Origin of the sequence: Streptomyces sp. NPDC048254, from assembly GCF_043201895.1 — a bacterium.
Classification (GTDB): domain Bacteria; phylum Actinomycetota; class Actinomycetes; order Streptomycetales; family Streptomycetaceae; genus Streptomyces.
This window is the reverse complement of record NZ_JBICZJ010000026.1, coordinates 43,455-57,758: the sequence shown is the minus strand read 5'-3', so window position 1 is coordinate 57,758 and position 14,304 is coordinate 43,455. Positions and strand designations below refer to the sequence as shown.

General features: G+C 72.6%; 17 protein-coding genes. 10 read left to right on the top strand and 7 right to left on the bottom strand.

What is annotated here, in order from left to right; all coding sequences use genetic code 11:
• Positions 1-12: 12 nt before the first annotated feature.
• A complete protein-coding gene (locus tag ACGFZQ_RS46035) occupies positions 13-711 on the bottom strand; it encodes a nucleopolyhedrovirus P10 family protein (RefSeq protein WP_393845515.1) in 699 nt (232 codons plus the stop codon).
• A gap of 96 nt (positions 712-807) precedes the next feature.
• On the opposite strand from ACGFZQ_RS46035, the gene ACGFZQ_RS46030 reads away from it, so the two are divergent.
• The 6 genes from ACGFZQ_RS46030 to ACGFZQ_RS46005 all read left to right on the top strand — a co-directional run bounded on the left by ACGFZQ_RS46030 (position 808) and on the right by ACGFZQ_RS46005 (position 4,058).
• Positions 808-1,272, top strand: coding sequence for an Asp23/Gls24 family envelope stress response protein (locus ACGFZQ_RS46030; RefSeq protein ID WP_393845580.1), 465 nt, complete (start codon positions 808-810; stop codon positions 1,270-1,272).
• Positions 1,273-1,291: 19 nt separating this feature from the next.
• Positions 1,292-1,486, top strand: coding sequence for a hypothetical protein (locus ACGFZQ_RS46025; protein WP_351733179.1), 195 nt, complete (start codon positions 1,292-1,294; stop codon positions 1,484-1,486).
• Positions 1,483-1,842 carry an Asp23/Gls24 family envelope stress response protein gene (locus ACGFZQ_RS46020; RefSeq protein WP_393845514.1) on the top strand — a complete coding sequence of 120 codons (360 nt, stop codon included), beginning with the start codon at positions 1,483-1,485 and terminating at the stop codon, positions 1,840-1,842. Before ACGFZQ_RS46025 ends, ACGFZQ_RS46020 begins: the two co-directional genes overlap by 4 nt.
• A complete protein-coding gene (locus tag ACGFZQ_RS46015) occupies positions 1,842-2,447 on the top strand; it encodes a DUF6286 domain-containing protein (protein ID WP_393845513.1) in 606 nt (201 codons plus the stop codon). Before ACGFZQ_RS46020 ends, ACGFZQ_RS46015 begins: the two co-directional genes overlap by 1 nt.
• Before the next feature lie 3 nt (positions 2,448-2,450).
• Positions 2,451-3,029, top strand: a complete 579-nt coding sequence (gene amaP, locus ACGFZQ_RS46010) for an alkaline shock response membrane anchor protein AmaP (RefSeq protein ID WP_393845512.1) — start codon at positions 2,451-2,453, stop codon at positions 3,027-3,029.
• A 120-nt stretch (positions 3,030-3,149) separates the two neighbouring features.
• Positions 3,150-4,058: a LysR family transcriptional regulator gene (locus ACGFZQ_RS46005; protein WP_393845511.1), complete on the top strand. Its 909-nt coding sequence runs from the start codon at positions 3,150-3,152 to the stop codon at positions 4,056-4,058.
• Between the two features lie 80 nt (positions 4,059-4,138).
• Here ACGFZQ_RS46005 and ACGFZQ_RS46000 read toward each other — a convergent pair whose 3' ends face one another.
• The 6 genes from ACGFZQ_RS46000 to ACGFZQ_RS45975 all read right to left on the bottom strand — a co-directional run bounded on the left by ACGFZQ_RS46000 (position 4,139) and on the right by ACGFZQ_RS45975 (position 9,853).
• A complete protein-coding gene (locus ACGFZQ_RS46000) occupies positions 4,139-4,915 on the bottom strand; it encodes an oxidoreductase (protein ID WP_393845510.1) in 777 nt (258 codons plus the stop codon).
• Positions 4,916-5,033: 118 nt separating this feature from the next.
• On the bottom strand, positions 5,034-5,789 hold the full coding sequence (locus tag ACGFZQ_RS45995) for an SDR family oxidoreductase (RefSeq protein ID WP_351733195.1): 756 nt from the start codon (positions 5,787-5,789) through the stop codon (positions 5,034-5,036).
• 5 nt (positions 5,790-5,794) lie between these two features.
• Positions 5,795-7,579 carry a glycoside hydrolase family 15 protein gene (locus ACGFZQ_RS45990; protein WP_393845509.1) on the bottom strand — a complete coding sequence of 595 codons (1,785 nt, stop codon included), beginning with the start codon at positions 7,577-7,579 and terminating at the stop codon, positions 5,795-5,797.
• A 65-nt stretch (positions 7,580-7,644) separates the two neighbouring features.
• Positions 7,645-8,442 carry an SURF1 family protein gene (locus ACGFZQ_RS45985; protein WP_393845508.1) on the bottom strand — a complete coding sequence of 266 codons (798 nt, stop codon included), beginning with the start codon at positions 8,440-8,442 and terminating at the stop codon, positions 7,645-7,647.
• 80 nt (positions 8,443-8,522) lie between these two features.
• A complete protein-coding gene (locus ACGFZQ_RS45980) occupies positions 8,523-8,756 on the bottom strand; it encodes a hypothetical protein (protein ID WP_361284438.1) in 234 nt (77 codons plus the stop codon).
• A 92-nt stretch (positions 8,757-8,848) separates the two neighbouring features.
• Positions 8,849-9,853: a DEDDh family exonuclease gene (locus tag ACGFZQ_RS45975; RefSeq protein ID WP_393845507.1), complete on the bottom strand. Its 1,005-nt coding sequence runs from the start codon at positions 9,851-9,853 to the stop codon at positions 8,849-8,851.
• A 206-nt stretch (positions 9,854-10,059) separates the two neighbouring features.
• Between ACGFZQ_RS45975 and ACGFZQ_RS45970 the strand changes: the two genes are divergently transcribed.
• The 4 genes from ACGFZQ_RS45970 to ACGFZQ_RS45955 are packed head-to-tail and all read left to right on the top strand — an operon-like array spanning position 10,060 to position 14,276.
• The gene (locus ACGFZQ_RS45970; protein ID WP_393845506.1) at positions 10,060-10,854 is read left to right on the top strand and encodes an acetoacetate decarboxylase family protein; all 795 of its coding nucleotides are present in this window, start codon (positions 10,060-10,062) and stop codon (positions 10,852-10,854) included.
• The gene (locus tag ACGFZQ_RS45965) at positions 10,854-11,738 is read left to right on the top strand and encodes an SDR family NAD(P)-dependent oxidoreductase (protein ID WP_393845505.1); all 885 of its coding nucleotides are present in this window, start codon (positions 10,854-10,856) and stop codon (positions 11,736-11,738) included. Before ACGFZQ_RS45970 ends, ACGFZQ_RS45965 begins: the two co-directional genes overlap by 1 nt.
• Before the next feature lie 25 nt (positions 11,739-11,763).
• Positions 11,764-13,050: an amidohydrolase family protein gene (locus tag ACGFZQ_RS45960; RefSeq protein ID WP_393845504.1), complete on the top strand. Its 1,287-nt coding sequence runs from the start codon at positions 11,764-11,766 to the stop codon at positions 13,048-13,050.
• Positions 13,047-14,276 carry an amidohydrolase family protein gene (locus ACGFZQ_RS45955; protein ID WP_393845503.1) on the top strand — a complete coding sequence of 410 codons (1,230 nt, stop codon included), beginning with the start codon at positions 13,047-13,049 and terminating at the stop codon, positions 14,274-14,276. The genes ACGFZQ_RS45960 and ACGFZQ_RS45955 overlap by 4 nt, the downstream gene beginning before the upstream one ends.
• The last annotated feature ends 28 nt before the right edge of the window (positions 14,277-14,304 follow it).

The window sequence follows — 14,304 nt, the reverse complement described above, 5'->3', positions numbered from 1 at the left end:
TTTCGGGGCGCTTCAGCCGACGTCCGTCACCAGCACAGCCACCGTGGGGTGATCCTCCAGCGCCACGCCGACCGCTGTACGGACCCGCCTCGCCACGTCCGCGGCCCTGGGCCCGTCGGCCAGCGCCACCTCCACCCGCACATGCCGGCGCGGCAGCGCGGACTCGAAGTGCACCTCCCGGCTCAGCGCCCCTGTCACCCGCACCACCCCCGGCACCGCCAGCGCCACCGCCGTCACCCGTGCCCCGTCCGGATCGGACCCCTCCCGGGCCGACGGCGGCCGAGGCGGACGTACGGCCTCCGGCTCCGCCCGGTCCGCCGTCAGCAGGTCGGTCACCCGCAGGTCCACCTCCGCCACCGCCAGCCCGAGCCGTGCCGTCGCCGCGGCCGCCAGGGCCCGGCGCAGTCGGGCCGCCGTGGCCGGCAGCGGCTCGGCGGCGGTCGCCGCGAAGTCCGCCGACAGGCGCAGCGGCCCCGGCGGCACGGCACCGGGCGGCGGCGGCACGACGGGTTCCGTCACGTCCTCCGGATCCGATGGCGCGATCCGCACCGCCCCCAGCCGCACCCCCGGCACCTCGGCCGCCGCCCGGCGCAGCACCGCGTCGGCCGCCGCCTCCGTGAGCCACGCCCCGTCGTGCGGTCCGCCCAACGGGAGCAGTCTGCCGAAGCCCAAGGGGTGCCGTACCGCGTCTGTCCATCGGTCCGCCGTCATTGCTCCAGCCTGCCGCATCTCCGGGGCATGACAGGGCATCCGCACTTACCTTGGTCGCAGGACGACGACCGGAAGGGACGCACGGCGATGACGGAGATGGCTGCGGAGCCGGAGAAGGACCCGAAGGACCCGACGGTAGTGACCCGGAAGACCGTCAGACGCGGCGGCGGTGACCCGTCGGCCCGGGGCCGGACCACGATCGCCGACGGTGTGGTGGAGAAGATCGCCGGACTGGCGGCCCGGGACGTGGTCGGCGTGCACGCGATGGGCAGCGGACTCGCCCGCACCTTCGGTGTGGTGCGCGACCGGGTGCCGGGCGGCTCCAAGTCGGTCACCCGGGGTGTGAAGGCCGAGGTCGGCGAGGTGCAGACCGCGCTCGACCTGGAGATCGTCGTGGACTACGGCGTCTCGATCGCGGACGTGGCCCGCGCGGTCCGGGAGAACGTGATCGCCGCCGTGGAGCGCATGACCGGGCTCGAAGTGGTCGAGGTCAACATCGCGGTGAGCGATGTGAAGCTGCCCGAAGAAGAGGAAGAGGAGCCGGAGTCCCGGCTTCAGTGACGGCTGAGGGGAACGCACCATGAACTTGGCCGTGGTCGGCATGATCGCCGGCATGGCGCTGGGCTTCGCCGGATACTTCGGCGGGTTCGGTGCCTTCCTGCTGGTGGCGGCGCTGGGCGCCGTCGGGTTCGTCGTCGGCAGGTTCGCGGAGGGAGACCTCGAACTCGGCGACTTCTTCCGCGGCCGCGACGACCGGCGTGACCGGCGGCGATGACCACCGCGAGCAGTGGGACGTGCGGGCGTCCGACGGCTGTGGCGCCCGGCGAGCGCGGTGCCGTCCGGATCGCCGACCGGGTGGTGGCGAAGATCGCGGCGCAGGCGGCCCGCGAGGTCCTCGGCCCCCTCCCGAAGGACGCCGTGGCCCCGCACGCCACGGTGGCGGTCCACCACGGCACCGCCCGCGTCCGGGTCCACCTCGAACTCGACTATCCGTCCGACATCGGAGCCCGCTGCGCGGCCGTGCGTCGGCATGTGGTCGAGCGGGTAGGCGCGTTGGTGGACATGGAGGTGCGGGAGGTCGCCGTGTACGTCGAACGGCTGCACCCGGCCCAGACGCAGGGGAGGACGTGATGAGCACCGAGCAGACGCAGGTCATCGAGAGGCCACCCGAGGCCGCGCCGCCACCGGCCGGCCACGAGGCCCGCTTCTGGTCGCCACGCCGCACACCCGCGGCCCTGGTCGCCGTCCTGCTCCTGGTGACGGCGGCCGCCTTCCTGTACGACGTCGCGGCCGTACGGGCCCACCACCCCGCGATGCACTGGCGCCGTGAGCTGGCCCGGCAACTCGCCCGGCAGCCCCTCGACGACACCTGGGTCCTGCTCGGCGCGGGCATCGCCGCCGCCCTCGGTGTGTGGCTGCTGACCCTGGCCGTCACGCCCGGCCTGCGGGACGTCCTGCCGATGCGCCGCGGCCACCCCGACGTGCGCGCCGGGCTGCGCCGCGACGCGGCCGCGATGGCGCTGCGCGACCGGGCCATGGAGATCTCGGGCGTACGCCGGGTGCGGGTACGACTGCACCGCTCCCGTGTCCATGTCCTCGCCGTCTCCCACTTCCGCGAACTCGACGAGGTGCGGGCCGACCTGGACGCGGCACTCGCCGACGCGATCCACGGCCTGGGGCTGGCCCACCCGCCCAGGCTGACCCTGCACGTCGTCCGCCCCGGCCGGAAGGGATGAGCGATGCTCACGGCGATCAACCGCGTACTGACCGGTCTGGCGGGCCTGGCGCTCCTCGCCCTCGGCGGTGCGGTCCTGGCCGTCGGCCTCGGCGCCCCGGCCCCCACCTGGTGGATCCACGACGGCCGGCACGACGTCCTCCTCACCACCGCCGAACGCACCCACTGGCGTGCGGCGGCCTGGTGGTGGCCGACGGTCCTGGCCGCCCTGGCGGTCCTGCTCCTGCTGTCCCTGTGGTGGCTGACCGCACAACTGCGCCGACGCCGTCTGACCGAGGTCCTGGTGGACACCGGGGACGGCGAGGGCGCGCTGCTGCGCGGCAGTGCCCTGGAGACGGTCCTGGCGACCGACGCGGCCCACCAGCAGGGCGTCGCCCACGCCCAGGCGGTCCTGAGGGGCAGGCGGACGGCACCGGAGGTACGGGTGTGGCTCCAGCTGGACCCGGACGTGCCACCGCGCGAGGCCCTGGACGACCTCACCACGCAGGCACTGGCCCACGCCCGGGACTCGGCGGCCCTGAAGAGACTCCCGGCGGAGGTCCGGCTGACATCGGTGAAACACCGCGCGGAGCGGGTCACCTGACACACCGCCCGACGGACCGGCTCCGGCCCCTTCCCCGGCCCTGGGAATCTCCGCACGCGGAACCGGGTTGCTTCCCGTTGCCATGATGACGACGGGAAGACGGGAAGGTGACGGGCGCCGATGAGCCTTCGTCAGTTCGAGTACGCCCTGGCCGTTGCCGAGGAGGGCTCGGTGACCGCGGCCGCGGAACGGCTGCACGTCGCCCAGCCGTCGATGTCCCAGCAGATCCGCGCCCTGGAGCGGGAACTCGGCGTGGAACTGTTCGCCCGTACGCCGACCGGACTGGTGCCCACCGTCGTCGGCCGTGCGTTCCTGCGGGAGGCGGAGACCGCGGTGACCGCGGCGCGGCGGGCCAGGGCGACGGCGCGGGCCGGCGCCGACGAGCTGGTGGGCGAGCTGGTGGTCGCGGTGCAGATGGGCTTCGGCACCCGGCAGCTGCCGGGTGCGCTGGGCGCGCTGCGCCACCGCTACCCGCGCCTGGAGATCACCGTCTTCGAGGAGCCGGGCTCCGCCGAGCTGGAGCGGCTGTGCCGCCAGGGCGTGCTGAACCTCGCCCTGATGGCGGCGTGCGAGCGAACCTCCTCCGACGCCCACCACCTGGGCGACGAGGAGTTCGTCGTGGTGCTGGGCGCCGGGCACCCGCAACTCGCCGCGGACCGCGTCGACCTGCGTGAACTGGCGGGGGAGCCGTGGGTGCGGTTCGACCGCGACAGCGCGCTCGACGCCGTCCTGCTGGACGTACTGCGGACCAACGGACTGGCCCCGGCCACGGCCGCCCGGGTGTCCCAGACGGCGACCGCCGTGCGCTGGGCCGCCCACGGGCTCGGGGTGACGCTCGTCCCGGCCTCCGCGGTGCCGCAGGGCCACGAGCACCTCGTACGCCCGGTGTTCCCGGCCGTGACCCAGCCCGTCGTCGCCGTGCTCCGGCCCGGCGCGGGCCCGGCGGAGGCGGCCCTGCTCGAATTCCTGCGCAAGGAGACCTGGTCCGATTCCGATTTCTTCGCAGCGGTTTCCACGCCGGTTTCCTGAGGCCCGACAAGGAGGCGGGCGTCACCGAATTAATTCTGTGGAAAACGGCGCTCTGGAAATCCGTCGGAATTCCGTGGGCGTCAGCCCCGGGGGAATTCTCCGCCGTCCACGATGAGATTGCTCCCGGTCAGCCAGCTCGCCCGTTCGGAAGCGAGGAACAGCACCGCGTGGGCGATGTCGTCGGGCCGGCCGTCCCGCCCCAGCGGCGCGGTGTCGGCGGCGTTGACCGCGCCCGGCTTCAGGTCCAGGCGTGCCCACTGCTCCCGTGCCTCCTCACCGCCGGGAGTGTCGACCCTGCCGGGAGTCACGGTGTTGACCCGGATCCCGAACGGGGCCTGCTCCGCGGCCAGTCCCCGGCTGTAGTTCTCCAGCGCCGCCTTCGCCGCCGTGTAGTGCAGGAACGGCGCCACCGGGGTGAGTACCGCGGCCGACGAGACATGCAGGATCACCCCCGAACGCCGCTCCCGCATCCCCGGCACCAGCAGCGAGTCCAGCCGCACCGACGCCAGGAAGTTCAGGTCCAGCGCCTCCTGCCACTCCTCGTCGGGGATGGCCGAGGTGCCCTCGTACGGCCGCCCCCCGCCCGCGTTGTGGACCAGGACGTCCACCCCGCCGAGCACCTCCCGCGCGGCCGTGGCCAGGGCCTCCGCGCCGGCCCGGGTCCGCACGTCGGCCGCCACGAAGGCGGCCCCCTCCGGCACCGTGCCCGTCGCCGACCGGGCGGTGGTGAGCACCTCGGCGCCCGCGTCCAGGAGCCGGCGCACCACGGCCGCGCCGATTCCGCGAGTACCACCCGTGACGAGGGCCCGCTTTCCGGCGAGTTCCCGTGTTCCCGATCCGTTCTCGATTGTGGCCATGCCACCGTTCCTTTCCCTCGTGTTCCGTTTCGCTGTTCACGGTACGGAGGGAAAAGAACCGGTGGCAAAGACGAAATAGCAGCAGCTGCCATAGGGAGTCCCTATGGCGTCCCGGCCGTCAGAACCCGTGCCGCATACCCCCGTCGACCGGCACCATGACACCCGTCAGATAGGACGCCGCCGGCGACAGCAGAAACGCGCCCACCCGCCCGAACTCCTCCGGTGTCCCGTACCGTCGCAGCGGAATCCGGGACTCGTTCTCCATCCGGGTGGCCGCGGGGTCGGCCGACAGCGCGTCCAGCGCCCGCGCCCGGTCCGTGTCGATCCGCGACGGCAGCAGTCCCACCACCCGGATCCCGCGCGGCCCCAACTCGTCCGCGAGTGACTTGGCGAACCCGGCGAGCCCCGGCCGCAGCGCGTTCGAGATCGTCAGCCCGGGAATCGGCTCGTACACCGACCCGGACAGCACGAACCCGATGACACCGCCGTCCGCCAACTCGGCCGCGGCCGCGCGCGCGAGCCGTACGGCCCCCAGGAACACCGCCTCGTAGGCGGTCTGCCACTGCTCGTCCGTGTTGTCGGCGATGAACCCGGCCGGGGGCCCACCCACGCTCACGAGAATGCCGTCGAAACGCCCGAACCGCTCACGTGCCGCCGAGATCACCCGCTCCGGTGCGTCCGCCTCCGCGTTGTCGACGGCGATGCCCGCCGCGTTCGGCCCCAGCTCGGCCACCGCCTCGGCGACCCCCTTCTCGTCCCGTCCGGTCACCACGACCTTCGCCCCGTCGGCGACCAGTTCGCGCGCGGTCGCGTTGCCCAGCCCCCGGGTCGCTCCGGTGACGACGTACACCCGGTCCTTCAGTCCAAGATCCATGAGCCTCATCCTGCCTCGTCGCCGCCGAACAGTGTGAGGGCGGTGTTCACCAGTCCGATGTGGCTGAACGCCTGTGGGAAGTTGCCCAGCTGGCGTCCGAGCTCCGGTTCGTACTCCTCGGAGAGCAGTCCCACGTCGTTGACGAGTCCCACCAGCCGTTCGAACAGTTCCTTCGCCTCGTCGGTACGGCCCGTCATGTGCAGCGCGTCGGCCATCCAGAAGGAGCAGGCCAGGAAGGCGCCTTCACCGCCCGGCATGCCGTCGACGCCGATCGCGTCGGTGTCGTAGCGGCGTACGAAGCCGCTGCGGCCCAGGTCGTCGCGGATCGCGTCCACCGTGCCGATCACCCGCGGGTCGTCCGGCGGCAGGAAACCGAAGCGCGGGATCAGCAGCAGGGCGGCGTCGAGTTCGCGCGAACCGTAGTACTGGGTAAAGGTGTTGCGCTCCGGGTCGAACCCCTTCTCGCACACCTCCCGGTGCACCTCGTCGCGGAGCGCGCGCCAGCGCTCCAGTTCGCCCTCCAGCTCCGCGTGCTCCTCCAGGGTGCGTACCGCGCGGTCCGCGGCCACCCACACCAGCACCTTGGAGTGCACGAAGTGCCGGCGGCCGCCGCGCACCTCCCACAGGCCCTCGTCCGGCTGGCGCCAGATCTTCTCCAGGAACTTCATCAGCGAGCACTGGATGGCCCACATGTGCGGCCTGGTGGACAGGCCGGCGTTGCGGGACAGCGACAGCGAGTCCATGACCTCGCCGTACACGTCCAGCTGGAGCTGGTCGGCGGCGCCGTTGCCGACGCGGACCGGCGCCGAGCCGGCGAAGCCGGCCAGCCAGGGCAGTTCGAACTCGGGCAGCCGACGCTCGCCGGCCAGGCCGTACATGATCTGCAGGTCCGCCGGGTCGCCGGCGACCGCGCGCACCAGCCAGTCACGCCAGGCCTCGGCCTCCTTGTGGTAGCCGGCCGACAGCAGGGCGCCGAGGGTGAGGGTGGAGTCACGCAGCCAGCAGAAGCGGTAGTCCCAGTTGCGCACCCCGCCCAGCTCCTCGGGCAGCGAACTGGTGGCGGCGGCGACGATACCGCCGGTCGGCGTGTACGTTAGCGCCTTGAGGGTGATCAGGGAGCGCATCACCGCGTCCCGGTGGGGGCCGTCGTAGGTGCAGCGGGCGGTCCAGCGCCGCCAGCCGGTGACGCTGGAGCGCAGCGCCTCGTACGGGTCCAGCAGCGGCGGCCGCGGCTCGTGCGAGGGGTGCCAGGTGAGCACGAACGCGACCCGCTCGCCCTCCGCGACGGTGAACTCCGAGTGCGTGCCGAAGTCCTCGCCCCAGGTCCGTACGGACGGTTCGCTGCGCAGCCACACCGAGTCGGGACCGGCGACGGCGACCCGGTGACCGCGTGAGCGGCGCATCCAGGGGACGACCGAGCCGTAGTCGAAGCGGAGGCGGAGCGTGCTGTGCACGGTGGCGCGGCCGCTGACGCCCTCGACGATGCGAACCACGTCGGGGGCGCGGTCGCGCTGGGGCATCAGGTCGGTGACGCGGACCGTGCCCTCGGGGGTCTCCCACTCGGTGTCCAGGACCAGCGTGTCGGGCCGGTAGGCGCGCCGGGTGCACGTGGTGGCGTCCTGCGGGGCGATCCGCCAGTGGCCGTTGTCCTCGTCGCCCAGGAGCCTGGCGAAGCAGGCCGCCGAGTCGAACCGGGGCACGCACAGCCAGTCGATGGAACCGTCCCGGCCGACCAGGGCCGCGGTCTGTTCGTCGCCGATGAGGGCGTAGTCCTCGATGCGTCGGTCCACGGGTTCCGGTTTCCCGCCGGGCCGGTAGGCCAATCAGGGGGTGGTCCGGGGGAGTGACACCGTGCTCAGACGGCGGCCGCAGGCTCCGCTCGGGCCGCCGGCTCTTCCTTCGCCGCCTCCTCGCGGGCGCGGGCCTCACGGCGGACCAGCACGAACCAGCCGTAGGGGACGCCCGCGGCGAACAGCCACCACTGGATCATGTACGCGTAGTTCAGCGGGGCGTCTTCCTTACCCGGGTCGGAGATCTGCTCCGGGGTGTCGCCCTTGGGCTCGGGCGCGGTCTGCTGGATGTAGCCGCCCAGCACCTGCTCGCCGAGCCGGCGCGCCTGTTCCTCGCTGTTGATCAGCATGATCTGCCGGTCGGGCAGGCCCTTGAGATCCTTGATGCCGCTCGCCGCGGTGGTCTCGTCGGGCATCAGCCGGCCCTGGATGGTGACCCGGCCGCCGGGCGGGGCCGGAACCTTGGGGAACGCGGTCTGGCTCGGGCCGTCCGAGGAGATCCAGCCCCGGTTGACCAGCAGCACCTTGCCGTCGGCCAGCACGAACGGGGTCAGGACGTGGTAGCCGACCTCGTCGTCGTCGTTGGTACGACGCCGGACGACGACCTCGTGGGCGGTGTCGAAGGTGCCGGTCGCGGTGACGGTGTGGTACCGCTCCTTGCGGGTCACCGCGTGCCCCGGCTCGGTCACCCGCTCCACGGGCACCGGCTTGGCGTCGAGCGCCTGGGCCACCAGTGCGTTACGGGCGCTGCGCTCCTCGTACCGGTGCTTCTGCCAGAACCCCAGCCGGATCATCGTGGGGATGAGGAGCAGGGAGATCAGGGTGAGGATCACCCACTGCCGGGTCAACAGGAAGCGGTACACGAACAAAGACCGTACCCCTCGCGTATCGGCCCTCTGAGGGAGGGTCCCCCAGAGGGCCGGAGACATCCCTGCCTCGGCGGTCACACGCGGTCGACGATGCCCGCCTTCCCGGCCTCGCGGGCGCAGTGGGCGCCGCAGTACCACTGGTTCTCGGCCTCGACGCCCTGGCCGATGATCGAGACCTTGCAGTGCTCGCAGAGGGGGGCCATGCGATGGATCGCACAGGAGAAGCAGTCGAAGACATGGACCGCGCCCTGTGCGTGCACCTCGAAGGTCATTCCGTAGTCATTGCCGCATACTTCGCATTTCGCCATGTGGCACAGGGTGGGCGGTCGGCCCCCCGCGGGCGAGCGGGCGCCGGGCGAGTCGCCCGGCAATCACCCGTCCGTACGGCCCCGCCGAGCGGTCACTTCCCCGCTGCCGGTGTCGATGCCGGCGCCACGTCCCGCAGCAACTGCCCGAAGGCCGCCTCGTCGACGACCGGCGTGCCGAACTGGCGTGCCTTGAGCACCTTCGACGTGCCCGAGTCCGGGTCGTTGGTGACGAGCAGGCTGGTGAGCCGCGAGATGCTCGTCGACACATGCAGGCCGGCCTCGACGGCCCGGTCCTCCAGGAGCTCCCGCTCGGTCGAGGTGTCCCCGGAGAACGCCACCCGCATGCCCTGCCTGAGCGGGCTGCCGTCCTCGTACCGCCCCGGGTTCGGATACGGGCAGGCCGGCCGCTTGCGGGCCGGACGCCAGCTGTTCGCACGGTAGCCGCCGCCGTAGCCGCCGCTCGCCTGCTGCCCGATCCGGGGCGTCTCCGACCACTCCGTCAGCGGCCGGCACTCCAGCAGCGGCAGCCGTACGTTGCCCGCCGCCGCGGCCCGCAGACTGGGCCGGAACGCCTCCGCGAGCACCCGCGCGTCGTCCAGCGCGTGGTGCGCCCGCCGCTGCACGACACCGAAGTGCGCGGCCAGGGTCTCCAGCTTGTGGTTGGGCAGCGGCAGCCCCAGCTCCTTGGAGAGCGCGATCGTGCACAGCCGCTGCTTCACCGGGGGCTCGCTCTTCGCGCGCGCGTACTCGCGCGCGATCATCTGCCAGTCGAAGACCGCGTTGTGCGCGACCAGCACCCGGCCGTCGAGCCGGGCCGCGAACTCCTCGGCGACGTCGGTGAAGAGCGGCGCCCCTTCGAGGACCTCGCTCGTCAGACCGTGGATCCACACCGGGCCCGGGTCGCGCTCGGGATTGACCAGCGTGTACCAGTGGTCCTCGACCTCGCCGCGCTCGTCCAGCCGGTAGACGGCCGCGGAGATGATCCGGTCGTCCCGGGCCAGTCCGGTGGTCTCCACGTCGACGACCGCGTACCCCTCGGGATACGCGGCAGGCCACGGGGTGCCGGCGGAGACTGCGGTCGTCAGGTCTTCGAGCATGGTCATTGAGGATACGGGCCCCGGCCGACAGTCCGGTCCGTCAGGTCGCCCGCCGCCACCGCCCGTTCGCATGTCCTGATTGCCCTTCGCGTGGCTATGGACCTTTTCGCCGCCCGGTGCCACCGTGCACCCCGCCCGGCGCTGACGCGGCGACGACTCCGCGGTGGCGCGGCGCTCGGACGGTCGACGGAAGGGCGGTACGGCGGATGGCACGCGTACGGTACGGCGCTCGGACCGAGGCGGAGATCGCGGCCGCGCGCACCACGAGGCTCCCGGACGTCTGGTCCACCGGCGTGGTGGCCGTCTGGGAGAGCGACCCGGACGCGGTCGCGGCGGTGCTGCCGCCCCCGCTCAAACCCACCGGCCGCCCCCTGGTCCGCGTCAACATCAGCCAGGTCCAGCTGCCCGGATACCCGCTGGGCGCGGGTTCGTTCGCGGTCGCCGCCGCGCACGGCACGGCCGAGGGCTGGTATCCGCTGGTGATGCCGATGACCCACGAGCGTGCCCTCACCGGCGGCCGTGAGGTCTTCGGGGAGCCCAAGAAGCTCGGCGAGGTGACCGTCGAGCGCGAGGGCGGCCTCGTCCGTGCGGCGCTGGCCCGGCACGGCGTCGCCTTCGTGGAGGTGTGCGGCACGGTCGGCACCCCGCTGCCGCTGCCGGAACCCGCGCCGAAGACCGACTTCTACTTCAAGTTCCTCCCGGCGGTGGACGGTTCGGGCTTCGACGGTGACCCGCTGCTGGTGCACTGCGTCCGCGAGGAGAAGGTCCGCCGGCTGGAGCGCGTGACGGGGGAGGTGATCCTCCGTGAGTCGGCGTACGACCCGGTCGCCGACCTCCCGGTGCTGCGCCTGCTGGACATCACCCTCGGCGAGAAGACCAGCGACCAGCGCGGCCGGGTCGCCGAACGGGTCGATCCGCAGGCCCTGTTGCCCTACGTCCACCAGCGCTACGACGACGCCCGCCAGGTCGTCGACGCGCCCCCGGAAGGGAGCGAGGCCTGATGGAACTTTGTGCCGGACAGGTCGCCGTCGTCACCGGCGCGGCGAGCGGGATCGGGCTCGCGATGGCCCGGCGGTTCGCCGCCGAGGGCCTGAAGGTGGTCCTCGCCGACGTGGAGCCGGCCGCCCTGGAGAAGGCCGCGGCGGACCTCCGCGCGGCCGGCGCCGACGTGCACACGCGCGTGGTCGACGTCGGCGTGCGCGAACAGGTCCTGGAACTCGCCGAGTCGGCCTACGACACCTACGGCGCGGTGCACGTCCTGTGCAACAACGCCGGGGTCGGTTCGGGCGCCGAGGGCCGCATGTGGGAGCACGAACCCAACGACTGGAAGTGGGCGTTCGAGGTCAATGTGTGGGGTGTCTTCCACGGTGTACAGGCTTTCCTGCCGAGGATGATCAAGTCGGGTCAACCCGGTCACGTGGTCAATACATCCTCCGGCGACGGCGGTATCGCGCCGCTGCCGACGGCCTCCGTCTACGCGGTCACCAAGGCGGCCGTGGTCACGCTCACCGAGTCCCTGTACGCCCATCTCAGGGCGGAGCACGCGCGCGTGGGCGCCTCGGTGCTCTTCCCGGGGCCGCACATGCTGCGCACGGGCCTGTGGGAGTCGCACCGCAACCGGCCCGAGCGCTACGCCAAACAGCGGCCGCGCAGGACGCCGTACCGCAGCCTCGACCAGTGGGAGGCGGCGATGCGCGCGGCGGGCAAGGAGGTCGCCTTCATGCCCGTCGAGGAGGTCGCCGAGTTCGTCGTGGCGGGCATCCGCGCGGACCGCTTCTGGCTGCTGCCGGAGAGCGGGCACAGCGACGCCCAGATCCGGGCGCGGGCGCGCTCGATGCTGGACCGGGCGAACCCGTCGTACCTCGAAAGCTTCATCCTGGACTGAGCACCTGGATCGACAGGGGGCTGTCGTGACCTCGTTTGACGACCCGTATCTGATCATCTCCTCCGACTGCCACGCCGGGCTGCCCACCGAGGAGTACCGGCCCTATCTGGACGCCCGGTTCCACCGGGACTTCGACGAGTTCCTCGCCGGGCGGGACCGCCGCCGGGAGGAGATGACCCGGCTCGGCATCCGCAACGAGGCGTTCGCGAGCAAGTGGTTCCAGGACAACGAGGAGGGGCTGCGCGGCGGCTGGGACAGCGCACAGCGGCTGAAGGAGCTGGACGGCGACGGGGTGGCCGCCGAGGTGGTCTTCCCGGACGCCGACGCGGTCGACAGCCGGACGGCCGCGCCCTTCGGGGTGGGCCTCGGCCTCTCCGGCGACCACGACCCGGAGCTGGGCATGGCGGGCGCCCGGGCCCACAACCGCTGGCTGGCCGACTTCGTCTCCGAACACCCCGAACGGCACTGCGGGGTCGCCCTGCTGCCGGTCACGGCCCCGGTGGACCGCGTCGTCGCCGAGGTGCACCGCGCGAAGGAGACCGGCCTCGGCGCGCTGATGATCCCCGCCATGTGGGTCGACAAGGAGCCGTACCACGACCGCCGTTACGACCCGGTGTGGGCGGCCGCCGCCGAGTGCGGGATGCCGGTCCTCACCCACTCCGGCGCCGCCCCGCGCCACGAGTACGGCGACCATCTCGGCATCTACGTCAGCGAGGTGACCTGGTGGCCGGCCCGGCCGCTGTGGTTCCTGCTCTGGTCGGGGGTCTTCGAACGCCACCCCGGGCTCAGGTTCGGCGTGGCGGAGTCGGGCTGCTGGTGGCTGCCGAACCTGCTCTGGTTCATGGACCGCCTCTACCTCGGCGCGCACGGCGGCAAGAAGCTGTCCCCCTTCGAGGAACTGAAGCGCCCGCCGCACGAGTACCTGGACCGGCAGGTCTTCATCTGCGCCACCAACACCAAACGCCGTGAACTCGCCCAGCGCTACGAGGTCGGCGTCGACAACATCCTCTGGGGCAGCGACTTCCCGCACCCGGAGGGCACCTGGCCCGACACGCGCGCGTGGCTGCGCCGCACCTTCCACGACATCCCGGTGGCCGAGACCCGCCGGATGCTTGGCCTGGCGGCGGCCGAGGTCTTCGGCTTCGACGTGGCCCGCCTGACGCCGCTGGCCCGCCGTATCGGCCCCACCCCCGCCGACCTGGGCCAGCCGGCCGACCAGACGGCCGTCGCGGCCTCCTGGGCGCGCTCGCGCGAGGTGGGCCGCCACTGGCTGACGGACCACGACTTCCCGGCTCTGGGCGTGAGTTCATGAACGGTGAGCGCTACACGGTGATCTCCGCCGACTGCCACGCGGGCGCCGACCTCCTCGACTACCGGCCGTACCTGGAGAAGCGGTACCACGACGACTTCGACGACTGGGCGGCGACGTACGTCAACCCGTACGAGGACCTGCTCTCCGACTCCGCCGACCGGAACTGGAACTCCGCTCGGCGGCTCGCGGAGCTGGAGCAGGACGGGATCGTCGCGGAGGTGATCTTCCCGAACACCATCCCGCCGTTCTTCCCGTCCGGTTCCCTGATGGCCCCCGCGCCGACGGGTGCGGAGACCGAGCTGCGCTGGGCGGGCCTGCGCGCCCACAACCGCTGGCTGGCCGACTTCTGCGCCGCCGCGCCCGGCCGCCGGGCCGGTGTCTTCCAGATCCTCCTGAACGACGTCGACGAGGCCGTAAAGGAGATCCGCCGGGCGGCGACGGCGGGCCTGAAGGGCGGCCTGATGCTGCCCGGCACCCCACCGAACTCGGGCCTGCCCGAACTGCACGCGCGCGTGTACGACCCGATCTGGGCCGTCTGCGCGGAACTCGGCGTCCCCGTCAACCACCACGCGGGCTCGGCGTCCCCGCCGCTCGGCGACGAACCGGCCGCCCGCGCGGTCTTCATGGTCGAGACGACCTGGTTCTCGCACCGGGCGCTGTGGCACCTGGTGTTCGGCGGCGCCTTCCGCCGCCACCCGGACCTGAGGCTCGTCCTGACCGAGCAGGGCTCCGGCTGGATCCCCGGGGTCCTGGCCATGCTGGACTACTACCACGGCCGCCTGCTGGCCGCGGCCTCGACGGCGACGACCGCGGAGGCGAAGTTCGGGGCGGGGCTGGCCGAGGGCATGGGCGGGTCGCCGTCCGAGGTGTGGCGGTCGAACTGCTTCGTCGGTGCCAGCTTCATGCGTCCGCACGAGGTGCCGCTGCGCGACCGCATCGGCCTGGACAAGATCATGTGGGGCAGCGACTACCCGCACGACGAAGGCACCTACCCCTACACCCGTGAGGGCCTGCGCTTCGCCTACGCGGGCGTCCCGCGCGACGAGGTCGCGGCGATGCTCGGCGGCAACGCGGCCCGCGTGTACGGCTTCGACCTCGGCCTCCTCGACCCGATCGCGGCCCAGGTGGGACCGACGGTGGCGGAGATCGCGGAACCGCTGCGGGAACCGCCGACGGACGCCACGAGTCCGGTGTTCGCGCGGGGGGCTTCGGTACGGGTCTGGTGACGTCGGTACTCCCCTCACCGGGAGCGGG

Coding starts and splice junctions, on each gene's coding strand:
- ACGFZQ_RS46005 (WP_393845511.1), top strand. CDS start 3,150: ATGAGCCTTCGTCAGTTCGAGTACGCCCTGGCCGTTGCCGAGGAGGGC.
- ACGFZQ_RS46030 (WP_393845580.1), top strand. CDS start 808: ATGGCTGCGGAGCCGGAGAAGGACCCGAAGGACCCGACGGTAGTGACC.
- ACGFZQ_RS46000 (WP_393845510.1), bottom strand. CDS start 4,915: ATGGCCACAATCGAGAACGGATCGGGAACACGGGAACTCGCCGGAAAG.
- ACGFZQ_RS45980 (WP_361284438.1), bottom strand. CDS start 8,756: ATGGCGAAATGCGAAGTATGCGGCAATGACTACGGAATGACCTTCGAG.
- ACGFZQ_RS46020 (WP_393845514.1), top strand. CDS start 1,483: ATGACCACCGCGAGCAGTGGGACGTGCGGGCGTCCGACGGCTGTGGCG.
- ACGFZQ_RS46015 (WP_393845513.1), top strand. CDS start 1,842: ATGAGCACCGAGCAGACGCAGGTCATCGAGAGGCCACCCGAGGCCGCG.
- ACGFZQ_RS45955 (WP_393845503.1), top strand. CDS start 13,047: ATGAACGGTGAGCGCTACACGGTGATCTCCGCCGACTGCCACGCGGGC.
- ACGFZQ_RS45995 (WP_351733195.1), bottom strand. CDS start 5,789: ATGGATCTTGGACTGAAGGACCGGGTGTACGTCGTCACCGGAGCGACC.
- ACGFZQ_RS46025 (WP_351733179.1), top strand. CDS start 1,292: ATGAACTTGGCCGTGGTCGGCATGATCGCCGGCATGGCGCTGGGCTTC.
- ACGFZQ_RS45970 (WP_393845506.1), top strand. CDS start 10,060: ATGGCACGCGTACGGTACGGCGCTCGGACCGAGGCGGAGATCGCGGCC.
- ACGFZQ_RS45975 (WP_393845507.1), bottom strand. CDS start 9,853: ATGCTCGAAGACCTGACGACCGCAGTCTCCGCCGGCACCCCGTGGCCT.
- amaP (WP_393845512.1), top strand. CDS start 2,451: ATGCTCACGGCGATCAACCGCGTACTGACCGGTCTGGCGGGCCTGGCG.
- ACGFZQ_RS46035 (WP_393845515.1), bottom strand. CDS start 711: ATGACGGCGGACCGATGGACAGACGCGGTACGGCACCCCTTGGGCTTC.
- ACGFZQ_RS45965 (WP_393845505.1), top strand. CDS start 10,854: ATGGAACTTTGTGCCGGACAGGTCGCCGTCGTCACCGGCGCGGCGAGC.